The organism is Actinoplanes sp. NPDC026619, assembly GCF_040638295.1.
Lineage (GTDB): Bacteria > Actinomycetota > Actinomycetes > Mycobacteriales > Micromonosporaceae > Actinoplanes.
In genome coordinates this window covers 101162-122407 of the sequence record NZ_JBEZYA010000021.1, presented here as the reverse complement: position 1 = coordinate 122407, position 21246 = coordinate 101162, and the positions used below count along the sequence as shown (strand labels likewise).

Genomic DNA, 21246 nt, shown 5'->3' with positions numbered 1-21246 from the left:
GCGACTAACCACACTGGATCGGCACCCCTGCGGAGCCCATTTATAGGGCGGTCAGGCGGGCCGTCCAGCGGCGCGAGCTCTCCTGGTCGCAGTTGTACTGCACGGCGATGCCGTTCTCGGTGACGCCGCCGCCCGCGATGGTCAGGCACTTGTGGCTGTGGGCGTTCTCCAGCCGCACGTCGGACAGCGTCAGGCCGCTGCGGTCGCGGACCTGCCAGAGGTCGGCCGGGCCGGCGCCGCAACCGTTCTGGACGGCGAAGCCGTTGTCCTCCCGGCTGTCCCCGGCGATGGTCAGGCACTTGCCGCTGTTGACGTTGACGATCCGGTAGCCGGCGCCGGTCCGCTCGAACCGCCAGCGGAACGACGAGTCCCGGTCGCACGCCTTCTGGATGAGGATCGCGTTGTCGGCCAACCCGCCGGCGGTCACCGTGAGGCACCGGCCGCTGTTGCCGTTCACGAGCTGGTAGCCCAGGTCGAGCAGACCGGCCCCGGCTGTCCCGGGCACCGCGACGGACAGCGCCGCCACTGCCGCAACAAAGTTCATCGTAAACACCCCCGTACCGCGAAGATCGGCACCGCAAAGCTAGCGGCTCCGAGGGTATTTACCCGTTTTTTCATACTTTAAGGCGCGTCAGCAGGTCTCGAATCGCCTTGGTGACCTCCGCGGGGGCCTCCTCGGCCATGAAGTGGCCGCTGGTCACCGGGAGGTGCACCAGATCCGGCGCCCACGCCCGCCACAACCCGGCCGCGTCGAACCCGAGCGCCGAGCCCCAGTCCTGCTGCATGACCGTCACCGGCATGACGAGGCGACGACCGGCCTCGCGGTCCGCCCGGTCGTGCTCGACGTCGATGCCGGCCGAGGCCCGGTAATCGGCCACGATCGACGGCACCGCGCCCCGGCACGCGGCCAGGTAGGCGGCCCGGACATCCGGCGGGATGGCGGCGGCATCGCGGGTCCACAGGTCGAGGAAGTAGCCGAAGAATTCGTCGGCGCTGGCCGCGATCATGCGTTCCGGCAGGCCGGGCGGCTGGGCCATCAGGTAGAGGTGGAAGGCGACCGCCGCGCTCGTGCCGTGCAGGACGTCCCACATGTCGAGGGTGGGCAGCACGTCCAGCGACGCCAGATGCGTGACGACCTCCGGGTGGTCCATCGCCGCCCGGATCGCGACCAGCGCTCCCCGGTCGTGCCCCACCAGGGCGAACCGGTCGTGCCCGAGCGCACGGGCCAGCGCGACGATGTCGGCGGCCATGGTGCGCTTGGCGTAGGTGTCCGGCGAGGTCTCCGCCGGCTTGTCGCTGGCACCGTAACCGCGCAGGTCAGGGCAGATGACGGTGTGGTCGGCGGCGAGCTCGGCGGCCACGTGCCGCCACATCAGGTGGGTCTGCGGGAAGCCGTGCAGCAGCACGATCGGGCTGCCCGCGCCGGCCACCGTGGTGTGCAGCGAGACGCCGTCGGCCACCGGAATGCGATGTGTTTCGGTCATGTCCCCACCTTGCTGGGCCTCGATGAGCAGCGGATGAGTACGGTTGCCGGGTGCGGGTGTCGTTCGGGGTGCTGGGCCCGGTCATGGCCTGGGACGACCGGGGCGAGCCGATCGCGCTGAAGGGCCCGCGCCATCGCGCGGTCCTGGCGCGGCTGATCGCCGCGCGCGGCCGGGTGGTCCCGGTCGGCGACCTGGTCACCGACCTGTGGGTGGCGCCTCCGGACGGAGCGACATCGGCGGTACGCACGTTCGTCGCGGCCCTGCGCCGGGCGATCGAACCGGACCGGCCGCCCCGAGCCCCGGCCCGCCTGCTGGTTACCGAGGGCCCGGGCTATGCCCTGCGCGCCGATCCGGCCACGGTCGACGCCTGGCGTTTCGAGGACACGGCCCCATCAGATGACTCGGCGGTGCTGGCCGCGGCGCTCTCCTGGTGGCGCGGCCCCGCCTACGCCGATTTCGCCGGCGACCCGTGGACCGGCGCCGAGCGCTCCCGCCTCGCCGAGCTGCGCCTGGCGGTCGTGGAGCGGCTGGCCGAGGCGCGCATGGCCGCGGGCGACGCGGCCGGGGCGATCCCCGACCTGGACGCCCACGTCACCGAGCATCCGTGGCGCGAACAGGGGTGGCGGCTGCTCGCGCTGGCGCTCTACCGCACCGGGCGGCAGGCCGACGCCCTTGACGTGCTGCGCCGCGCCCGTGACCTGCTCGCCGGCCGGCTGGGCCTGGACCCGGGCCCGGAGCTGCGCCGGCTCGAGACCGACATCCTGCGCCAGTCCGCGCACCTGAGCCCGGAGCCGCGGCGCGAGACCGGCGGCGCTCCGAAGCAGAGCCCGGCCGAGGCGGCGAATCAGGTATGGGCGGAGGCGTCGGCCGACTACCACCGGATCATGGCGGCCGGCGCCGGCGCGCGGCTGGACTCCACGGTGGGCCTGCTGCGCACCCTTGCGGTCACCGGCGGCGGCGGGGGTCTGGCCGCGGCCCGCCGGCACCGGACCGCCGCGATCGCCGCCGCCGAGGAGCTGAACGACCCGGACCTGACCGCCCGGGTGATCGGCGCCTACGACGTGCCGGCGATCTGGACCCGCTCCGACGACCCCGCGCAGGCCGCCGCCGTGGTGGCCGCCGCCCGCCGCGCCCTGCGCCAGGACCGGAACGCCGGCACTCCTACTCGCGCCCGGCTCATGGCCACGATCGCGGTGGAATGCCGGGGCGAGGCGGCAACCTGGGACAGTCGCGCCGCGGCCGAGGTGGCGGTCGGTCTCGCCCGCAACTTCGACGATCCCGCGCTGCTCGCGTTCGCGCTCAACGGCCTGTTCATGCAGACGGTGCACCGGGCCGGGCTGGCGAACGAGCGGGACCGGATCGGCGCCGAGCTGGTCGACCTGTCGGCCCGGCACGGCCTGGCGCCCTCCGCCGTGCTCGGGCATCTGATCCGCATCCAGGCTTGCAGCGCCCTCGGCGACTTCCCGGCCGCCGACCAGCACGCCGCGAGCGCCGACGCGCTGGCCGGGCAGCACGAGCTTCCGCTGGTGGCGGTCTTCACGGCCGGGTACCGCGCGATGCGGGCGGGCGGGATCCCCGCCGATCTCGACGAATCGGGGATGCCGGGACTGGCGGGGCTGACGGCGCTGGCCGGGCTCGCCCGCCGGAAACGGCTCGGGCTGCCGGCTGTGCGCGACGACTTCGGGCCCTACGAGATCTGGGCGCTCCCACACGTACACCTGGCCGAAGGCAAAGTCGATCAAGCGCGACAGGCGCTGCGAGATCTCCCCGCGCCTCCGCCGGATCTTCTCACCGAGGCGCTGTGGTGCCTGACCGCCCACGCCGCGAGACAGCTGGACGATCAGGCCACGTTGCGCCGCGCTCGGGAGGCCCTGCGACCGGCCGCCGCGGAGATCGCCGCCGGCAGCGGCCTGATCTCACTCGGCCCGGTCGCGGATTATCTGGACCGATGAGCGATCAGTAAGCGGTGAACGCGTCGAAGGACCGGTCGGCCTGCGCCTTGGCCTCCGCCGGGTCGGCGCCGTCGGCGACCGACGCCTCGGCCCAGGCGTCCGCGCTCAGCCGCATGAACAGCTTGCCGTCGCCCTCCAGGACCCAGTCGACCAGTTGCTCGGGCGTCGGCCGCGTGCTCTCCGGGTCGGTCAGGTGACCGGCGAGGCCGAGCAGCCCGGAGTCCCAGCCGATGCCGGTCGCGCCCGGCCCGAATTGCTCCCACCACTCGTCCTTCACGTGTGCGACGTGCTCGAGCTCGAAGCGGGTGCCGCCCTCGACCTCGGACAGCCGCACGGTGATCCAGCTGACCTGGTCGCCCATCTCCCAGGTGGCGTCGTAACCCCGGGGCCGGTCGCAGGAGGTGATGGTGCCGCCGGCGTTGCCCTCGAACTGGTAGTGGCCGCCCTCCTTGAGCTCGCCGCTGATCGGCAGGAACCACCGGTCGATCCGCTCGGCGCTCGTCACGACCTGCCACAGGTCGTCGATGCCGGTGTCGTAGACCTGGCTGATGGTGGAGACGCGGGCCTCCCCCGCCTCCAGGTTGCGGCGGCCGAGACTGCGCCGCACGCTGCTGATCTGCTGTCGGACGTCGGGCATGGCCATGAGTCAGTTCCCCTCGTCGGCGAGGCGTCGTTGTCGTTTGCCGCGGGCCACCTCGGTGGCCATCGCGGCGAGGTGCGGCGTCCAGAACCGGCGGAACCGACCCAGCCAGGCATCGGCCTCGCGCAGCGCGGTGTCGTCGACCGCATAGAGGCGGCGGGCGCCGTCCGGCCGCACGGTGGCGAAACCGTTGTCCCGCAACACTTTCAGGTGCTGAGAGACGGCGGGCTGGGAGATGCCGAACTCGGCCCGGATGACCTCGGTGACCCCACCGGAGGAGAGCTCGCCGTCGGCGAGCAGCTCCAGGATGCGGCGGCGAACCGGGTCGCCGAGGACATCGAACGCGTGCACGGGTGCACGCTATCAGATCACTCTTATATAAGTCAGTACCTAAATGTGGAGACCAGTGAGGTCAGCTCGGCCGACATCCGGTTCAGCTCGGACGTGGCCTGCTGCGACTCCCGCACGCCCGCGGTCGTCATCCGGGCCGCCTCGGCGACGCCGGTGATGTTCTGCGCGATCTCGTTCGAGCCGGCCGCCGCCTCGCCGACACTGCGGTTCATCTCGGCCGTCGTCGCGGTCTGCTCCTCCACCGCCGACGCGCTCGTGGTCTGGAAGTCGCTGATCCGCGCGATCACGTGACTGATCTCCTCGATCGCGGTGACCGCGCCACGCGTGTCGGACTGGATCGCCGACACCCGCTGCGAGATGTCCTCGGTGGCCCGCGCCGTCTCCTGGGCCAGGTCCTTCACCTCGGACGCCACCACCGCGAACCCCTTGCCCGACTCGCCGGCCCGGGCCGCCTCGATCGTCGCGTTCAGCGCGAGCAGGTTGGTCTGCTCGGCGATCGCGGTGATCGTCTTGATCACGTTGCCGATCTCCGACGACGACTCGCCGAGCTGGTTCATCGTCTCCGAGGTGCGCCCGGCCAGGCCGACCGCCTCCGAGGCGACCTGCGCGGCCTCGGTGGCGTTCAGCGAGATCTCCCGGATCGACGCGCCCATCTGCTCGCTGCCGGCCGACACCGTGTCGACGCTGCGCGAGATCTGCTCGGCCGCCGCGGACACCGCCTGCGCCTGCACCGACGTCTGCTCGGCCGACGACGCGATCTTGCTGGACACGCCGCTCATCCGTTCGGACGCGCCGGCCAGCGACCCGGCCGAGCTGTCGATGGTGGACACGGTGGCGCGCAGCCGGTGCATCGCCTCATCGAGGGCGCGACCCATCTGACCCGGCTCGTCGGTGCTGCTCAGTCCGACCGAGTGGGTGAGGTCGCCGGCGGCGAGGCTGTCGCAGACGTCCTTGACCCGCAGCAGCGAACGGACGATACCGCGGGCGATCCAGAAGCCGAGCGCGAGGGCCGCCAGCGAGCCGAACACCTGGAGCAGGATGGTGATCAGCCGGCTGCGGCTGTAGTCGTGCCGGGCCCCCTTCGCCGACGCCGACGCCTGCGCGTTCTCGGCGTCGCGCAGTGCCAGCAGCTCGGCCTTGAGCGTGGTGATCAGCGGGTTGATCTCGGTGTCCCGGACCTTCTGCCACGCCACGATGTTCTTCTGCGCGCCGTTGACCAGCTGCTTGCCGGTCGCGATCGTGACGTACTGCGACCAGGTCTGCTCGAGCTCCGCGACCTGCGCGTCCTCGGCCGCGGGCTCGCTGGCCCGGTAGGCGGTCAGCGCCGTGGCCGCATCCACGATGCTCTGCTTGTACTTGGCGGTTTCCGCGTCGGTGTTGGTCTTGTCCAGCGAGATCAGCTGGTTGGCCAGGATCAGCCGGGTCTGCGTCATCGCGGTGCCGACATCCTCCAGCGCGAGGGCGGTGGCGAGGTTGCCGGAGAAGATCTTGTTGGCCGCGCCCGACGCGCCGGCCAGCGCGTGCAGCCCCTGGAACCCGATCACCAGCGCCATCACCACGCCGATCACCGAGATGATCGCGATCTTGAACTGGACACTGAGGTTGGCAAAACCGCGCCCGCCACTCATCCTCGTTCCCTCCGCCGCCGGAACACGAAATAACCCTATGTAGTAGTCGCGAGCACCCGCCCCGGCCGTAACGGCCTGCCGGTCTCGCAGTGGTTCGTCGACGCGGCGAAGGCCCATGGCGGCTTCGGAGTGTCGGTGGCCGACCTGGCCGAGGAGAACCTGCCGCTGCTCGACGAGCCGCACCACCCGCGCCTGGCGAACTACCAGCACGACCACACCAAGCGGTGGTCCGAGAAGGTCGCGGCCGCCGACGCGTTCATCTTCGTGATCCCGGAGTACAACTTCGGCCTGAGCGCGTCGCTGAAGAACGCCCTCGATTACCTGAGCCGGGAGTGGCGCTACAAGGCCGCCAGCGTGGTCAGCTACGGCGGCGTCTCGGCCGGCACGCGCTCCGCGGTGGCCGTGCACGGCGTCACCTACGCCCTGAACATCTTCATGATCGCCCAGGCGGTGAACATCCCGTTCGTCATGAACCAGATCGTCGACGGCAAGTTCGACCCGGCCGAGACCACCGAGCAGGCCGCCACGCTCATGCTCGACGAGCTGGCCAAGGTGGCCGCCGCCCTCAAACCGCTGCGCGGCTGACCCCCTTTCAGATATACGCGGCCGGCCGCCGGCAACCGCACGGCGGCCGCCCCCACCTGCTCATGCCGAGCGCGCCCCGATTTCAGGCCCGGCGCGCGTTGGTGACGACGGCGTCCACGATCTGCGGCCACAGCTGGGCCGGCAGGTCGTGGCCCATGCCCGGAATGACCAGCAGCTCGGCCCCGGGGACCGCGGCCGCCGTGGCCTCGCCCCCGCTCGGCGTGATCAGCGGGTCGTCCGCCCCGTGGATCACCACGGTCGGCGCGGTGACCTCGCCCAGGCCCCGCGTGCGGTCCGGCGAGGCGATGATCGCCGCGTACTGCCGCAGCGTGCCCTGCGGCCGGTAACCCCGGTCGTACTTGGCCGCCGCCCGCCGCTCCACCTCGGCCTGCGGCGCCGGATAGCCCGGCGACCCGACGACCCGCGCCGACGCCACCGCGCCGGCGACGGCCGCGGCCCGGTCGGCCGCCGGCGGCCGGATCAGCATCGCCTGCGCCTCGGGCGTGGGCCGGCCCACCCCACGCGCCCCGGTGGTCGACATGATCGACGCGAGGCTGGCCACCAGCTCAGGGTGATCGAGCGTCAGCTGCTGGGCGATCATCCCGCCCATCGACACCCCCACCACGTGCGCCCGCTCGACGCCCAGCTCCTTGAGCAGCCCGGCGGCGTCGGCGGCGAGGTCGGCGATCGAGTAGGCCGCCGTCGACCGGTCACCCGCGATGATCGCCGGGAGGTCGGGCAGCCCCGCCTCGTCCAGCCCCGACGACAGCCCCGCGTCGCGGTTGTCGAACAGGATGACGTGGAACCCGCGCCCGGCCAGTTGCTCGACGAACCCGGCCGGCCAGTCGATCAGCTGCGCACCGAGGCCCATGACGAGCAACAGAGCCGGATTCTCGGGATTGCCGACCGTCTCGTACCAGATGTCGACTCCGTTGGCGCGAACCTCAGCCACAGCCACTCCCCTCGATGCATCGCGTACGCGTCCATCCTTGCGCATCGAGCGATTGACCGATACTCAGATCATCTTTATATTGCCTGGCATGGCCAAGCCGATGCGGGAACCCACCTTCTGGATCCTGACCGCCCTCGCCCAGCAACCGCGGCACGGCTACGGGATCATCCAGGAGGTCAGCGGCCTCTCCGAGGGCCAGGTGACGCTCCAGGCCGGCACGCTCTACGCGGCGCTCGACCGGCTGGCCGCCGAGGGCGTCATCGAGGTCGACCGCGACGAAAAGGTCGACGGCCGCGACCGCCGCTACTACCGCCTCACCGACGGCGGCGTCCTTGCCCTCAATGAGGAGATCGGCCGCCTGGCCCGCAACGCCCGCACCGCCGGCCACCAGCTCGCGACCCGCCCCCAGCCCCGCCTCCACCCCGGCCAGGCCCCGGCATGAGCCGCCTCGCCGCCGGTTATCGGCTGCTGCTGCGGGTCTATCCACCCGGCCGCCGCCGCGACGAGATGCTCGACACCCTGCTGGAGGCGGCGCCCGCCGGCCGCCGCCGACCCACCGCGCGGGAGGCGGCCAACCTGCTGCGGCACGGGCTGCGCGCCCGGCTGGGCCGCCCGGCCGGCCGCGGCGTGGTGGTCCTGGCCACCCTGATCGCCCTGGTCACCGGCTTCGTCGGGGCATCCGTGGCGACCCGGCTGGCCTGGGAGCTGGTGCCCGGCTATCCGACCGGCGCGACCCTGGCCGAGATCTCCGGCACGATCTATCCCGCCGTGCCCGTGACGCATGAGCTCGACACCGACGAGCTGTTCTTCGACGTCTCCGAACGCTCCACCCTCGACGTCTTCCTCCAGGGCCACGACGAGGACTTCGCGTTCGCCACGCTCGGCATCTACCCGGAGCCCCGCTTCCTGCTAGGCGACTATCCGACCTGGACCGCCGCCACCCAGGGCCGCCTGGTCGCGGCCGGCTGGCAGGTCAGCGAGGCCCGGGTGACCGGCCCGACGACGATCGCCACCGGCCAGGTCGACGACACCGGCCGCAGCTTCACGGCCACCCGCGACGGCCTGGCCCTGGAGATCGAGACCAGCACCGACGTGGTCGGCACCCCACCCGGCGGCTTCGACGCGACCGCCACCCTGGACCGGCTGACCCCGGGATATGTGCAGGCCGCCACGGTGCTCGGCCTGCTGACCGGCGCCCTGTTCGGCTGGCTGCTGACCGGCTGGGCAAGCCGCCGCACGGAACAAGCCGGCGCCGCAATCCGCACCCTGACCTGGCTGCCGTCATCCTGCGCCCTGGTGCTGCTGCTCCCCCAGGCGCTGGCGGCGTACCTGATCCTCGCCGTCCAGTTCGCCGCGGACGGCCCACCGGGAGAGCCTTTCTGGGCCTACTCCGTGACCTACGCTTTCGGCTGCGGCCTCCTGGGCTTCCTGCTGCTCGCGGTCGCGCTGGTGGCCGCCCTCCTGGCCCGCCGCCCGGCCGACGACCCAGCCGTGGAACGAGAATTCGTGCCATAACGCCGACAAGACATCGGCCCGCCACCACCTCAAAACCGGCCCGAAGCGCACGATTTCCTTGATGCCGGGCCCTCAACCTCCGCCGCAGACCCCGTTATCCAGGAACGGCCTCACGACCGGAGCTGGGGCGGGAAGCGCGAGGCGGGTGTGCACCCGCGCCCGACCCCGCCCATCCGCCGATCTAGGCGACTTGACGCGCCGACCGAACACCAAATCGCCAAGATCGGAGCGGCGGCGCAGCACGGAAGCTCGGGGCGGACACGCACCCCGCCCCCGACCCCACCCATCCGCCGATCTAGGCGACTTGGCGCACGGACCGGACACCAAATCGCCAAGATCGGAGCGGCGGCGCAGCACGGGAACTTGGGGCAGACACGCACCCCGCGCCTCACCCCCGCCCATCCGTCGATCTTGGCGACTTGGTGCGCCGACCGAACAGCAAGTCTCCAAGATCGGAACACGGCTGCCGCCGGGCCCGGCTTCCTTGATGTCGGTGCCTCAAACGCACCCCGCGACCCCGACAACATGGAAGACGGCCTGATCTCACCGTGCGGATCGTCAGCGGATCGCGCGCAAGGTTCGGCGGCCGGCCAGGACTGCTACGCCCGCCAAGATCACGAACGCCGCCAAAGCGGTGATCAACAGCGTGGTGAAGCGTGGGAGGGCGGGTAGCGGGAGGGACGGTGGGTTCAGGCCGGCCAAGGGCAGGGCCCAGCCGGTCAGGCGCCAGCCGAGCAGGGCTATCGCGGTGCCGGCCAGCACCGCGGCGCCGACCAGGACGGGGTAGGTCCACAGTGTTGCGCGGCGCACGGCCGATCGGGTCAGGCCCTGGCCGCGCAGGGCGGTGAGGTCCTCGACGCGCCGGGCACGGTCGACGGCGGCGGCCAGGATCAGGGCGCCGGCGGCCAGCGCGACGGCCAGGCCGGCGACGATGACGTAGAACCACAGGGCCAGGGCCGGGCCCTGTTCGTCGAGCTGGGCGCGCACCTGGCCGGCCCGCAGGTCGGACGTCACGACCAGGCCGTGGTCGCGCAGGCGGTCGAGGGCGTCGGCGGGGGCGGCCGGGGAGAGCCACACCTGGGCGCTGGTGGCGGGGGCGTCGTCGGTGGCGGCGCGGTCGGCGTAGTCGAGGTCGGCCAGCACGGCGGGGGCGCCGAGGCCGGGCACGGCGGGGATCCGGGCCGCGCGGGCGATCGGCAGGGCGCGGCCGTCGAAGCCGATCACGGTGGGGCGGGCCGCGTCGCCCGCGATTGCTACCGGCAGCGGGTCGGGGAAATCGGCGGGCTGCAGGAACGTACCGCTGGGGAGGCCGTTGAGGGAGGTGATCTCGGCCTGCAAGCCAGTGGGAGCAACGGTGAGCTTGCCGCCCTCGCTGATCCGCCAGCCGGTCGCGGCGGTCAGCGCCGACGGGTCCACCCCGGTCATCGCGTGCACGGTGAGCCGGCCGGTGAGGTCCAGCGAGCCTGCCCGGCCGGCGAGCTGCAGCGCCTTGAGTCGGCAGCCGCCGGCGCAGGCGGGGGTGTCGAACGCGTACGTGTGCCGCCCGGTCCGCAGTTCGCCCAGCTCGACCGCCTCGTCGGCGGGGCCGGCGGCCGGCGCGAGGACGATCGTGGCCAGCACCGGTTTGCCGACGGTCAGGCCGGTGGTGGTCATGTCCAGCGACAGTCGCGGGCCGCGCAGGACGACCGGCACGGCGGCGGCCGGCTGGAGGTCGCGCAGGTCGGGCCGGTGGCCGCCCCATTCGGCGACCGAGGCGAGGCCGGCGGTGTCGACCGCGAGCACCGGTGGCTGGCCCTTCGAGGCCGGCAGGCGTACGGCGGCCATCGCGAACCGGCCGCCCGGGTCGACGGCCCGCACGGCGGCGAGCAGGCCCTGCCGGCTGATCGGGCCGACCGAGACCACCTGGGCGGCGCCGGTGCCGATGCCGGCCTGGACCTCGCGGCCGCGGGCGCCCACGTCGACGGCGGCCGCGGCGTACCCGATGATCGCGACGGCCGCCGTGAGCAGCGCGAACAGCCGTGCCCCGCCGGGGCGCCGGGAGAGCTGGAAGGCGGCGATGGCGGCGGCGAGCCGGCCGTCGCGCAGCTGCCGGCGGGCGAAGACGGTGGCCCACGGCAGCAGCAGCCGGGCGGCGACCAGTGCGGCGGCGACCAGGACGAGGCCGGTGGCGAACACCCCGACGCCGTCGAGGCCGCCGTCACCGATGGCAAGCTGCAGGACGGCGACGACGGCGAGCAGGACGACGATGGCCTCGGTCGCGATGGCGGAGGCCAGGCGCGGGTTGGGCGGGACGCGGCGCAGCAGTTCGGCGACCGGGCGGCCTATCTGGCGGCGTTCGGCGAGCAGCGCGGTGACGACGGCGGCCAGGGCGGCGAACGGCGCCCAGCGCAGCGCTTCTAGGCCGGGGTCGGCGCCGATGCCACGGAACCGCCAGGCCGCGAAGGCATCGACCAGCAACTGCCCGGCCAGGCAGCCGAGGACGGTGCCGGCCAGGATCGCGACCAGGTTCTCGCCGGTGGCCAGCCACCAGCGCTGGCCCCAGCGGGCGCCGCGCAGCGCGACCACGGCGAGCTCGGGGCGGCGGCCCTCGGTGCCGTAGCCGACGGCCAGGAAGATGGTGAGGCAGGCCAGCAGCACCAGGCAGACGGCGAGGACCGGGACGATGCGGTGGGCGGCGGAGCGGCCGTCGTCGATCCGGGCGAGCAGGGCCGGGATGCCGGTCTCGATCTGGACGCCGGCGCCCAGCGCGCCGGCCCGCGACTGCAGCCGGGCGAGCCCGTCGCGAACGGCGGGCAGGTTGTCGACGGTCAGGGCACCGGGTGAGGCGCCCCCGTCGAGGCTGAGGTCGGCGGCGCCGTGGTCCATCGCGGTCAGGGACGCGTTGGTGACGAAGACGGGTTCGCCGGCCCGGCCGCCGGTGTCGGCGCCGAAGTAGTTGTGCGTGCCCCAGTAGGCCTGCCCGGGGTCGGTGGCTCGGTAGACGCCGCTGATCAGGAAGCGTTTGCCGGTGCCGGCCGGCTCGAAGGCCATGACGAAGGGGCTGGCGTTCCAGACCGCGAACGTCAGGTTGATCTGGTCGCCGGGGGCGAGCTCGAGGCGTTGCGCGGTCTGCTCGCCGATGACGATGTCGGACTCGCCGATGAGGCAGCGCCCGGCGGTCATCGTCAGGTGGGCGCAGACGTCCTGCCGGTAGGCGAACCGGGTGCGGATCTTGTCGGTGCTCTCGATGCCGAGGGTGGGGTATTCGGCGGCGTAGACGTAGTCGAAGCCGGGGACGGCGGCCAGCGACGATCCGGTCTCGGCCAGTTTGACGTCGGCCTTCACCGCGTCCGGCTTGGCCCGGCCCGGTCGCGCGTCGTGCTGGTGGGCGGTGATGGTGAGGCTGCGGGAGGAGGCGGCGTCGGCCGCGCTGACCTGCCCGGCGGCGACGGCCCGGTCGGCGGCGCGCAGGTAGGCGGGGGCGGCCACGGAAGCGGCCACCCCGAACATGGTGAGCAGGGCCAGCGTGACGGCCTGGCCACGGCGGGTCCACACCATGGCGAGCACAAGGGCGATCATCGGGCGCCTCCCCGCAGGCCACGCACGGACAGCCAGCCGGCGATCCCGAAGACGGCGAGGCCGATGCCGGCGGCGGCCGCGAGGACCGGGCCGTCGACCACGCCCGGTGGTGGGATGACCCGCCAGCCGTCCGGGAATGCGGGGGCGGTTACCGCGGCCGCCGGCCGCGCGACGAGGGCGGCCAGCACTCCACCGGCGACTCCCGCGAGGACCAGGGCGGCGGCGCCGGCGTAACCGGCGATCAGCGCGCGGCCGGTGTCCAGGCCCTGGACGCGCAGGGCGCGCAGCATCGCCAGCTGCGGCGCGCGTTCGGCGGCGGCCACGATGCCGATCATGGCGGCCGCGACGAGCAGGGCCAGGCCGGCGGCGAACAGGCCGAACGACGAGGTGATCACCCGGCCCTCGGTGGCCAGGGCGGTGGTGCGGGCCGCGGCGGTGCGGTCGGCGAGCACGGCCAGACCGTTGTCGCGCAGGGCGTCGATCAGCGACGCCGGGACGCCGTCGGCCAGCCACACCTGGAAGGTGCCGCCCAGGTCGGCGTCCCCGGCGACCCGGCGGGCGGTGTCGAGGTCGGTGAGGATGCCGTCGCGGCCGAGGACCGGCAGCACCGACGCGGTGGCGGCCAGCCGCACCGGCGTGGTGGTGCCGCCGAAGCGCCCGGACATGGCGTCGTCGAAGCGCCACTGGTCGGGACGGGTGCCGGCCAGCACGATCGGCACCGGCAGGGGCGCGTCGACGGCGTACACCTCGGTGCCGGACGTCCCGTCGGCGCCCAGCGCCAGGCCGCCGGTGGAAGCGATGCGGGCGACGACGCCGGTGAAGCCGGCCCGCCACCGGCCGACGTCGGCGAGGGCGGTGGCGTCGAGCAGCACGGCGGCCGGCGACTGCTGGCCGACCGAGCGGATCGTCAGGCCCCCGGCGGCCGGGAAGAGCTGCCAGCCGACCAGCCGGCAGCCGGGCGCGACGGCGCAGCGGGTCACGTCGGCGGTGACCGTCTGCGTGCCGGTGCGCAGCCCGTGGAACTCGACCCGGAACCCGTCGCCGGTTCCCTCGTGCTGCAGGATCGCGCCGAGCAGCTCCGGTCCGCCGGCGCCGCGGTCGAGCGTGACGGCCAGGGTCCGGCCGGTGATCAGCGGAGCGGACGGCGGCAGGTGTACGGCGGCGACCGCGGCCGCCAGGGCGCCGACCGGACCGTATTCGGGCCGCCACCGCGCCACCGCCGCGAGCCGGGCGCTGTCCACGGCGAGGACCGGCGGCGCCGCGGTGGTGTCCACCACGACGGCCATCGCCTGCTTCCCGCCCGGATCGGCGCGGCGCACGGCGTACTCCAGTGCGGTCCGGCTCTGTGCTTTGACCGTGAGGACCCGGGCGGCGCCGAGTTCGACGTCGGAGCGGGCGGCGCGCTCGGTGCGCCCGGCAGCGAGGCCGCCGGTGGTCAGCGCGAGCAGCGCGACCGCGACGACGAGCAGGGCGAAGACGCGGTCGGTGCCGGGTTGCCGGGACACCTGTACGGCGGTGAGCCCGAGCCGCAACCGACCGGCCCGCACCGCCGCCCCGCCGATCCGGTCCGCGACCCAGCGCAGGAAGCGGGCGAGCAGCAGGCCGACGGCGAGCGCGACCAGGCCGGGCGCCGCCACCCCGAGGCCGCTGTCCGGTCCGCCGGTGCGGGCCTGGTAGACGGCGCCGGCGGCGAGCGCGACGAAGAAGACGTCGACGAAGCGGGACCGCCAGTCCCGCCGCGCACCGGAGACCCGTTGCAGCAGCGCGACGACCGGCGCCCGCTGGGCGAACCCGTCCACGCCGACCAGCACCAGCAGCCCGATCAGCTCGACGACCAGGATCGCGCCGGCCGCGAGCAGCAGCGCGAGCCACCACTCGGAGCGCACCGGCAGCTCCCCCGCGACCAGCCGGGACGCGACGATCCCGATCGGCAGCCCGGCGACCGCACCCACGACGAGCGGCACGAGATGCTGGCCGGCCGCGAGCCGCAGCAGCCCACCGCCGGTGGCGCCGCGCAGCTTGAGCAGCCCGGCGTCGGCCCGCCTGTCCCGCCCGGTCAGCCGGCCGGCCAGGCCGAGCGCGAACCAGGCCAGCACCAGCACCTGCGCGAGGGCGGCGAGCACGCCGATGATGACGGTGCGCCGGTCGGCCAGGACGGCGTCGAACAGCTCACCGGTCGGGTTGTCCAGCTCCAGCTGGGCGGCGGCGAACCGCGGCCCGGCCTCGTTGAGCACCCCGTTGAGGTCGTAGTTGTGGTCGCCGCGCAGCAACGGAAGAGGCACCGGCACGGCGACGGCGAGGGTCGGCCGGCCGAGCGACGGCTCCCGGAACGTGTCCAGGGTGGTGAACAGCGGGTCGAGGTCGCCCTGGGCGCGGAACAGCGGGTCGGTCCAGTACTGCTCGTCGGCGCCGGTGATGGCGTACACCCCGGAGACCCGCAGCCGGAGCACCCCGCCCGCGCCCTCCGGCCGCACCTCGATGGTGTCGCCGGTCTTGACGCCGATCCGTCGCGACGCGTCGGCGCTGATCACGACGGTGTCCGGGGTGGACGGGCAGGCCCCGGTGATCCGGGCGTGCTCGCAGAGGCCGTCGCGGTAGGCGACCGGCATGCCCGACGGCGCGTAGCCGTGCAGCCGGTCGGTGTAGAGCGTCTCGTGGGCGACGCCGAGGATCGGCGTCACGCCGGGCAGTGGGAGCAGGCCGCGGGTGGTGGCGGCGAGCGCGTCGAGCGACGCGCGCGGGTCACCGGCGGAGTTGATCTGCTGATGGACGGTGACGACCCGCTGGGCGGCGGGCCGGGCGGCGACCTCGGCGCCGGCGGCCCGGGAGGCGACGGTCAGGCCGTACCAGACCCCGGCGGTGGCGGCGGCCGCGGCGAGCGCGGCCAGGAGGGTGAGAAGGGCGGCCTGAGTCGTACGGCGGCGTACCGCGCCCCAGCTCACGAAGTACATCCGGCCCGCTCCCCCGAGGTGTCACCGCAATCGCGCGGCCCGGGTGGTCAGGTACCGCCGCTCGGGCAGACTGGTGGTTCGGGCCGCGGCGGCAGCGTACAACCGCGCGGCCTGTTGTGGATCACCCGCCTGTTCGTGCAGGTGCGCGCGGACCGCATCGACGCGATGACTCTGCTCCAGCCGGTCGGCGAGTTCGTCCAGCAGGGCGAGCCCGGCCGCCGGCCCATCGACCATCGCCACCGCCACCGCCCGGTTGAGCGAGACGACCGGATTGCCGGTGACCCGCTCGAGAAGGCCGTACAGAGCGTTGATCTGCGGCCAGTCGGTCGTCTCGAAGGTCGGCGCCCGGCAGTGCAGGGCCGCGATGGCCGCCTGCAGCTGATATTCGCCGACCATTCCCCGGCCCGCGGCGGCGTCCAGGATCGCGGTCCCCTCGAAGATCAACGACCGGTCCCAAGTTGTACGGTCCTGCTCCGCCAGCGGAATCAGGTCACCACCGGCCGAGGTGCGGGCCGGCCGCCGGGCGTCGGTGAGCAGCATCAGCGCGAGCAGGGCCGCGCTTTCCGAGTCGACGTGACAGATCTTGCGAGCCAGCCGGATCGCCTCGGCGGACAGCTCCGCCCGTTGAAGGGCGGGACCGGTGCTCGAGACGTACCCCTCGTTGAAGATCAGGTAAAGCACCCGGCGCAACGCCGTCAGGTCCTCGGGGCGGCCGAAGGGCCGGCCTTTGAGTTTCTGCTTGGCCCGGCTGATCCGCTGCGCCATCGTCGCCTCCGGCACCAGGAAGGCCGCCGCGATCTCCGCGGTGGTGAGCCCACCGGCGGCCCGCAGGGTGAGCGCTATTTGCGACGACGGCGTGAGATCCGGGTGGCAGCACATCGCCAGCACGGTGAGCGTGTCGTCGGCCGGGTAGGCGTCGGACTCCGTGGTCAGGCGGGCGGCAGTCTCTTCCCGGCGCCGCCGGGCCTGCTCACCGCGGATCTGGTCGATCAGCTTCCGAGTCGCGGTCTGCAGCAGCCAGGCGCGCGGGTTGTCAGGGATGCCGGTTCTCTCCCAGTGCAGATGCGCGGCGAGCAGGGCTTCCTGCACCGCATCCTCGGCGTCGGGGAACGACCCGCACCGCCGCGCGAGCACACCCAGCACCACCGGGGCGTGCTCGCGCAACAGCGGGGAGATCACAGCCCGGTCATCTCCTTGAAGTCGGAGTCGTCCATGACCCGCCGAATCGTGACCGGCTGCCGCAGCGGCACCCCGCCCGGCCCCGGCACCGCGGAGACCAGAGCGGCGATCTCGATCGCCCGCGCCTCCGACTCCACCTCGACGATCTGGTAGCCGGCCAGAATCTCCTTGGCCTCGGCGAACGGCCCGTCGGTGACGACCGGGTCGGACTTCCCGTCGGAGACCACCTCCCGGCCGAACCGCGGCTCGGTCAGCGCTTCTCCCCCGACCAGCTCTCCGCTGTCGCGAAGCGCGTCGTTCAGCACGTTGTAGTAGTTCATGTGCGCCGAGACCTCGTCCGGCTTCCACCGGTCCATCGGCGTAGCGTCGTCGCCCGGCCGGTAGTCGACGATGAGCAGGTAGCGCGGCATGTCAAAACCTCCTTGATCGGATCCTCTACCCCAGGGACGAGGCCGAGCCACCCCGCTCGACATGAATGTCACACTGCGGCGGTGGAGAGCTTCCGGTGCGCGACGATCCGACGGCAGACTGAGCCGAAGGCGGTCGTCACGCCGTACCTCTGCTGGATCTTCGCGGAGACGAACCTGATCCGCCCGGCCCGGCATGATCGCGTGGATTAAGTTCGCGGTATGAGTGTGCGCTTCGGGGTTTTCGTGCCGCAGGGTTGGAAGATGGATCTGGTCGAGATCGCCGACCCGGTCGAGCAGTATGAGGCGATGACGGCGGTGGCCAAGCTCGCCGATGCCGGGCCGTGGGATTCGATCTGGCTCTACGACCATTTCCACACCGTGCCCGAGCCGACGATCAACTCGGTCTTCGAGGTCTGGACGGCCACCGCGACGCTGGCCCGGGACACGTCGCGGGTCAACATCGGGCAGATGGTCGGCTGCAACGGCTACCGGCAGCCTTCGCTGTACGCCAAGATCGCGTCGACCGTGGACGTGGCGAGTCACGGCCGGCTCTACGCGGGGCTCGGCGCCGGCTGGTACGAGCACGAATGGAAGGCGTACGGCTACGAGTGGGCCGACGTGCCGCAGCGGATGGCCGCGTTCCGTGAGGCCGTCGAGATCGTCCACCAGATGTGGACCGAGGAACGCCCGGTCTTCACCGGCAAGCACTACCGCATCGACGGGCCGATCAACCAGCCGATGCGGCGCCCCCAACTGTGGCTGGGCGGTGGCGGCGAGAAGGTGACGCTGAAGCTGGTCGCGCAGTACGCCGACGGCAGCAACGTCGGCAACGGCAACCCGGAGATCATCCGCCAGAAGCTGGCCGTGCTCCGGGAGCACTGCGACCGCCAGGGCCGCGACTATTCCACGATCGCCAAGTCGACCACGGTCGAGGTGGACCTGACCTGGTCGACGTCGCAGGCGATTGCCAAGGTCGAGCAGGTGGTCGAGGCCGGCGCCGACTATGTGATCTTCTACATTCCCCGGGTCGCCTACGACCACGAGCCACTGCAGCGCTTCGCCGAAGAGGTGCTGACCCAGTTCTAAAGGGCGGGCAGCCGCACCGTGAAGGTGCAGCCGGAGTCCGGGGCCGGGCCGGCGGTCAGGGTGCCGCCGTGGGCGTCCACGATGGCCTTCGTGATGGCCAGGCCCAGGCCGGTGCCCTTGATGCCCTGCTGCACCGCGTTGCTCGCCCGGAAGAAGCGGTCGAACAGGTGCGGGTACTGGTCGGCCGGGATGCCGATGCCGGTGTCGGTGACCTCGATCGTCACGTCGCCGTCGCCCATGTTGCCGGGTGGCGGCGGGTCGTGCCGGGCGGTCACGGTCACCCGGCCGCCCGCCGGCGTGTATTTGATGGCGTTGGAGACCAGGTTGTCGAGGACCTGCCGCAGGCGCATCGGGTCGGCCTGGGCGAGCAGCTCCCGTGGCCCGGCCACCTCGACGACCAGGTCTTTCGCGTCGGCGGCCGGCTGCAGGCCCTGCAGCACGTCGCGGATCAGCCGGGTCATCGACAGCGGCCGCGCCTCCAGGTGCAGCTGCCCGGCCTCGATCCGGGCCAGGTCGAGGAGATCGTCGACCATGGCCTGCATGTCGGCGCTGCGCCGGTCGATCACCTCGGCGAGGTGCCGCTGGTCGGCGGTCAGGTCGGGCTCGTCGAGCAGCGTTTCGGTGTAGCTGCGGATCGCCCCGAGCGGGTTACGCAGCTCGTGGCTGACCAGGGCGACCAGCTCGTCCTTGAGCCGGTCGACCCGGCGCAGCTTCTCGTTCTGGGCCCGCTGGTCGGTGAGCAGCTTCTCGCGCTGGTCGGCGAGCAGGTGCCGTTCGGTGACGTTGGTGCTGATGCCGTCGAGGAGCAGCTTCCGGCCCTCGCGCCGCGGCATCGCCCGGGTCCAGACCCAGCGGGTGACGCCGTCCGTGCCGATCAGCCGGATCTCGTTCTCGGCCGGCTGCCCGTCCATCACCTTCGCCACGAACTCGTCGTACGCCTCCTGGTCGTCGGGGTGGACGCGGCCGTGCATGGCGGCCGCCATGTCCCATTCGATGGTGAGTTCCTCGCCGAACACGCCGCTGCCGTCGGGGCTCGCGTAGATCGAGCCGATGGTCCGGTCCGGCCGCACCTCGACCGTCCACACGTAGTCGTTGACCTGTTCGATCACCCGGTCGAAGTCGCGCCGGGCGGCGGCCAGCGCGAGGGCCAGGTCCTCCGAGCGGCGCCGTTCGAGGTAGCGGCCCAGTTGGGCGCCGATCAGCTCGAGCAGGTCGCTGACGTCGGCGTCGTACTCCTGGACGTCCGCGCTGAACAGCAGGAGCACGCCGAGGATCCGGTCGCCGGAGCGGACCGGCACGCCGAGCGCGCTGTGCAGGCCGGCCGCGCGGATCTGGTCGGCCCGGGTGAGCAGCCGGGCGTCGTCGGCGGCCTCGGCGGCGAACAGTTCGGCCTCGGTCAGCCAGATGTGCCCGGCCAGGCCGACGCCGCGGTCGACCGAGAACGGCCGGCCGTCGGTGACCGCGCCCAGGTCGTGCCCGGGTTCGGACCAGTGGCCGACCCGGTTGATGACGCCGGCCTCCTCGTCGGTCTGCCAGAACTCGCCGTAGACCCAGCCCAGCGCGCGGGCCACCGCGGCCACGGTGCGGCCGGCCGCCTCCTCGGCGCTCTCCGCGTCGGCGAGGGCGCGGGCCACCGCGTACCGGACGTCGCGGGAGCGCTCGGCGACCCGCTGGTCGGTGATGTCGTGCAGGGCGACGACCGCGCCGATCCGCTGGCCGTCGGGGGTCTCGATGCGGCGGGCGTTCGCGTGGAAATGCTGCGGTGCGCCGCCGGGCGGGACGACCACGACGTGCTGCCGGTCGACGATCTCGCCACGGAACGCCCGGGCCAGGGGCGCTTCGCCCGGGTCCAGCGGGGCGCCGTCCGGGGAGCAGAGGCCGTGCTCGCCGGACTTGATCTCCCGCATCGCGTGGTTGAACAGCGTGGGCCGGCCGTCGGCGTCGCAGGCCGCGACCCCCACGTCCAGGCTGTCCAGCAGCGCCTGCAGGAAGGTGCGCTCGTGCTCGAGCTGGCGGCGGTCGGCGACCCGGCCGCTGATGTCGTGCAGGAACGCGTGGAACGTGAACGCGTCGACCTGCAGCGTCATCTCGATCGGGAACTCGTGGCCGGCGCGGTTGCGGGCGGTCAGCTCGATTCGGTGCCCGGAGAGCCGGGTCTGGCCGCCGGCGTTGATCCGGGCCAGTCCCGCGGTGTGCGCGGCCCGGAACCGCGGCGGGATGATCAGGTTGGCGACCGGGGTGCCGAGCGCCTCCGCGGCGGTGAAGCCGAACAGCCCCTCGGCCGCGGCGTTCCACGAGGTCACAACCCCGGTGGTGTCGATCGAGACGTACGCGTCCTGGCAGGCGTCCAGGACGGTCTGCAGCCGCCGGGCGGTGCTCGCGTGCGCCCGCACCTCGGCCCGCATCGCGATCTCGGCCTCCACCACGGCCGCGAGGTCCTCGACCAGCAGCAGGTCGCGCGGCTCCCAGTCGCGCGGCTCGTCGTGCAGCACGCAGAACGCGCCCAGCGGGTAACCGTCGAGGCTGCGGATCGGGAATCCGGCGTACGCGATCACGCCGTCGTCGATCGCCGGATGCCCGGCCACCCGGTCGTCGACCCGGGCGTCGGTGAAGATCAGCGGGGCGTCGCTGTCGACGACGAGCCGGCAGAAGGTGTGCGGCGCGGGCGGCCCGGCCGATCCGGCCACCACCCGGCGATCGTCGGCGACCAGCGACACCTGGGCGCGGGAGGTGCGAAGCTGGTGCGCGGCGGCCCGGGCGAGCCGGTCCAGCGACGCGCTGGGGCCGCTGTCGAGCAACCCGGTGTCACCCAGGCGGCGCAGCCGGGCGGCATCGCTCAGCCGGCCGTCGGCACCCGTCGCGCTCGCTGTCGACCCCACTCCCTCCAAGTTCGGCCGACGAGGACAAGCGCTGAGCGTGTTAACGGAAGTCGACGCTTCAACCTCTTGTCACCTA

At 73.0% G+C, this 21246-nt stretch carries 15 protein-coding genes and 1 pseudogene; 5 read left to right on the top strand and 11 right to left on the bottom strand.

Annotated elements, in window-relative coordinates; all coding sequences use genetic code 11:
• Positions 1–40: 40 nt before the first annotated feature.
• Together AB0E90_RS36400 and AB0E90_RS36395 are read right to left on the bottom strand one after the other, a co-directional pair.
• A complete protein-coding gene (locus AB0E90_RS36400) occupies positions 41–544 on the bottom strand; it encodes an RICIN domain-containing protein (protein WP_360416091.1) in 504 nt (167 codons plus the stop codon).
• A gap of 70 nt (positions 545–614) precedes the next feature.
• The gene (locus AB0E90_RS36395; RefSeq protein WP_360416089.1) at positions 615–1484 is read right to left on the bottom strand and encodes an alpha/beta hydrolase; all 870 of its coding nucleotides are present in this window, start codon (positions 1482–1484) and stop codon (positions 615–617) included.
• A gap of 50 nt (positions 1485–1534) precedes the next feature.
• Between AB0E90_RS36395 and AB0E90_RS36390 the strand changes: the two genes are divergently transcribed.
• On the top strand, positions 1535–3436 hold the full coding sequence (locus AB0E90_RS36390) for an AfsR/SARP family transcriptional regulator (protein WP_360416087.1): 1902 nt from the start codon (positions 1535–1537) through the stop codon (positions 3434–3436).
• Between the two features lie 4 nt (positions 3437–3440).
• Here AB0E90_RS36390 and AB0E90_RS36385 read toward each other — a convergent pair whose 3' ends face one another.
• The 3 genes from AB0E90_RS36385 to AB0E90_RS36375 are packed head-to-tail and all read right to left on the bottom strand — an operon-like array spanning position 3441 to position 6055.
• Positions 3441–4073, bottom strand: coding sequence for an SRPBCC family protein (locus AB0E90_RS36385; RefSeq protein WP_360416085.1), 633 nt, complete (start codon positions 4071–4073; stop codon positions 3441–3443).
• 9 nt (positions 4074–4082) lie between these two features.
• Positions 4083–4427: a metalloregulator ArsR/SmtB family transcription factor gene (locus AB0E90_RS36380; RefSeq protein ID WP_360416083.1), complete on the bottom strand. Its 345-nt coding sequence runs from the start codon at positions 4425–4427 to the stop codon at positions 4083–4085.
• Between the two features lie 32 nt (positions 4428–4459).
• Positions 4460–6055, bottom strand: coding sequence for a methyl-accepting chemotaxis protein (locus AB0E90_RS36375; protein ID WP_360416081.1), 1596 nt, complete (start codon positions 6053–6055; stop codon positions 4460–4462).
• A 51-nt stretch (positions 6056–6106) separates the two neighbouring features.
• Here AB0E90_RS36375 and AB0E90_RS36370 point away from each other — a divergent pair.
• Positions 6107–6640: pseudogene (locus tag AB0E90_RS36370) on the top strand (NAD(P)H-dependent oxidoreductase); the annotation flags it as partial.
• A gap of 82 nt (positions 6641–6722) precedes the next feature.
• Here AB0E90_RS36370 and AB0E90_RS36365 read toward each other — a convergent pair.
• Positions 6723–7592: an alpha/beta hydrolase gene (locus AB0E90_RS36365; protein ID WP_360416079.1), complete on the bottom strand. Its 870-nt coding sequence runs from the start codon at positions 7590–7592 to the stop codon at positions 6723–6725.
• 88 nt (positions 7593–7680) lie between these two features.
• Between AB0E90_RS36365 and AB0E90_RS36360 the strand changes: the two genes are divergently transcribed.
• Both AB0E90_RS36360 and AB0E90_RS36355 read left to right on the top strand, forming a co-directional pair.
• Positions 7681–8034, top strand: coding sequence for a PadR family transcriptional regulator (locus AB0E90_RS36360; RefSeq protein WP_360416077.1), 354 nt, complete (start codon positions 7681–7683; stop codon positions 8032–8034).
• Positions 8031–9107, top strand: a complete 1077-nt coding sequence (locus tag AB0E90_RS36355; protein WP_360416075.1) for a hypothetical protein — start codon at positions 8031–8033, stop codon at positions 9105–9107. The genes AB0E90_RS36360 and AB0E90_RS36355 overlap by 4 nt, the downstream gene beginning before the upstream one ends.
• Positions 9108–9665: 558 nt before the next feature.
• On the opposite strand, the gene AB0E90_RS36350 is transcribed toward AB0E90_RS36355, so the two are convergent.
• From AB0E90_RS36350 to AB0E90_RS36335, 4 genes are read right to left on the bottom strand one after another with little or no spacing between them, the layout of a single operon-like run.
• Positions 9666–12665: an FtsX-like permease family protein gene (locus tag AB0E90_RS36350; protein ID WP_360416073.1), complete on the bottom strand. Its 3000-nt coding sequence runs from the start codon at positions 12663–12665 to the stop codon at positions 9666–9668.
• Positions 12662–15616, bottom strand: coding sequence for an FtsX-like permease family protein (locus AB0E90_RS36345; RefSeq protein ID WP_360416071.1), 2955 nt, complete (start codon positions 15614–15616; stop codon positions 12662–12664). Before AB0E90_RS36345 ends, AB0E90_RS36350 begins: the two co-directional genes overlap by 4 nt.
• 21 nt (positions 15617–15637) lie before the next feature.
• On the bottom strand, positions 15638–16795 hold the full coding sequence (locus AB0E90_RS36340; RefSeq protein WP_360416069.1) for a sigma-70 family RNA polymerase sigma factor: 1158 nt from the start codon (positions 16793–16795) through the stop codon (positions 15638–15640).
• Positions 16792–17205 carry a YciI family protein gene (locus AB0E90_RS36335; protein ID WP_360416067.1) on the bottom strand — a complete coding sequence of 138 codons (414 nt, stop codon included), beginning with the start codon at positions 17203–17205 and terminating at the stop codon, positions 16792–16794. The genes AB0E90_RS36340 and AB0E90_RS36335 overlap by 4 nt, the downstream gene beginning before the upstream one ends.
• A 219-nt stretch (positions 17206–17424) precedes the next feature.
• Between AB0E90_RS36335 and AB0E90_RS36330 the strand changes: the two genes are divergently transcribed.
• Positions 17425–18291: a TIGR03560 family F420-dependent LLM class oxidoreductase gene (locus AB0E90_RS36330; RefSeq protein ID WP_360416065.1), complete on the top strand. Its 867-nt coding sequence runs from the start codon at positions 17425–17427 to the stop codon at positions 18289–18291.
• On the opposite strand, the gene AB0E90_RS36325 is transcribed toward AB0E90_RS36330, so the two are convergent.
• Entirely contained in the window at positions 18288–21170 is a 2883-nt protein-coding gene (locus AB0E90_RS36325) for an ATP-binding protein (RefSeq protein ID WP_360416063.1), read from the bottom strand. The genes AB0E90_RS36330 and AB0E90_RS36325 overlap by 4 nt on opposite strands.
• Positions 21171–21246: the final 76 nt, after the last annotated feature.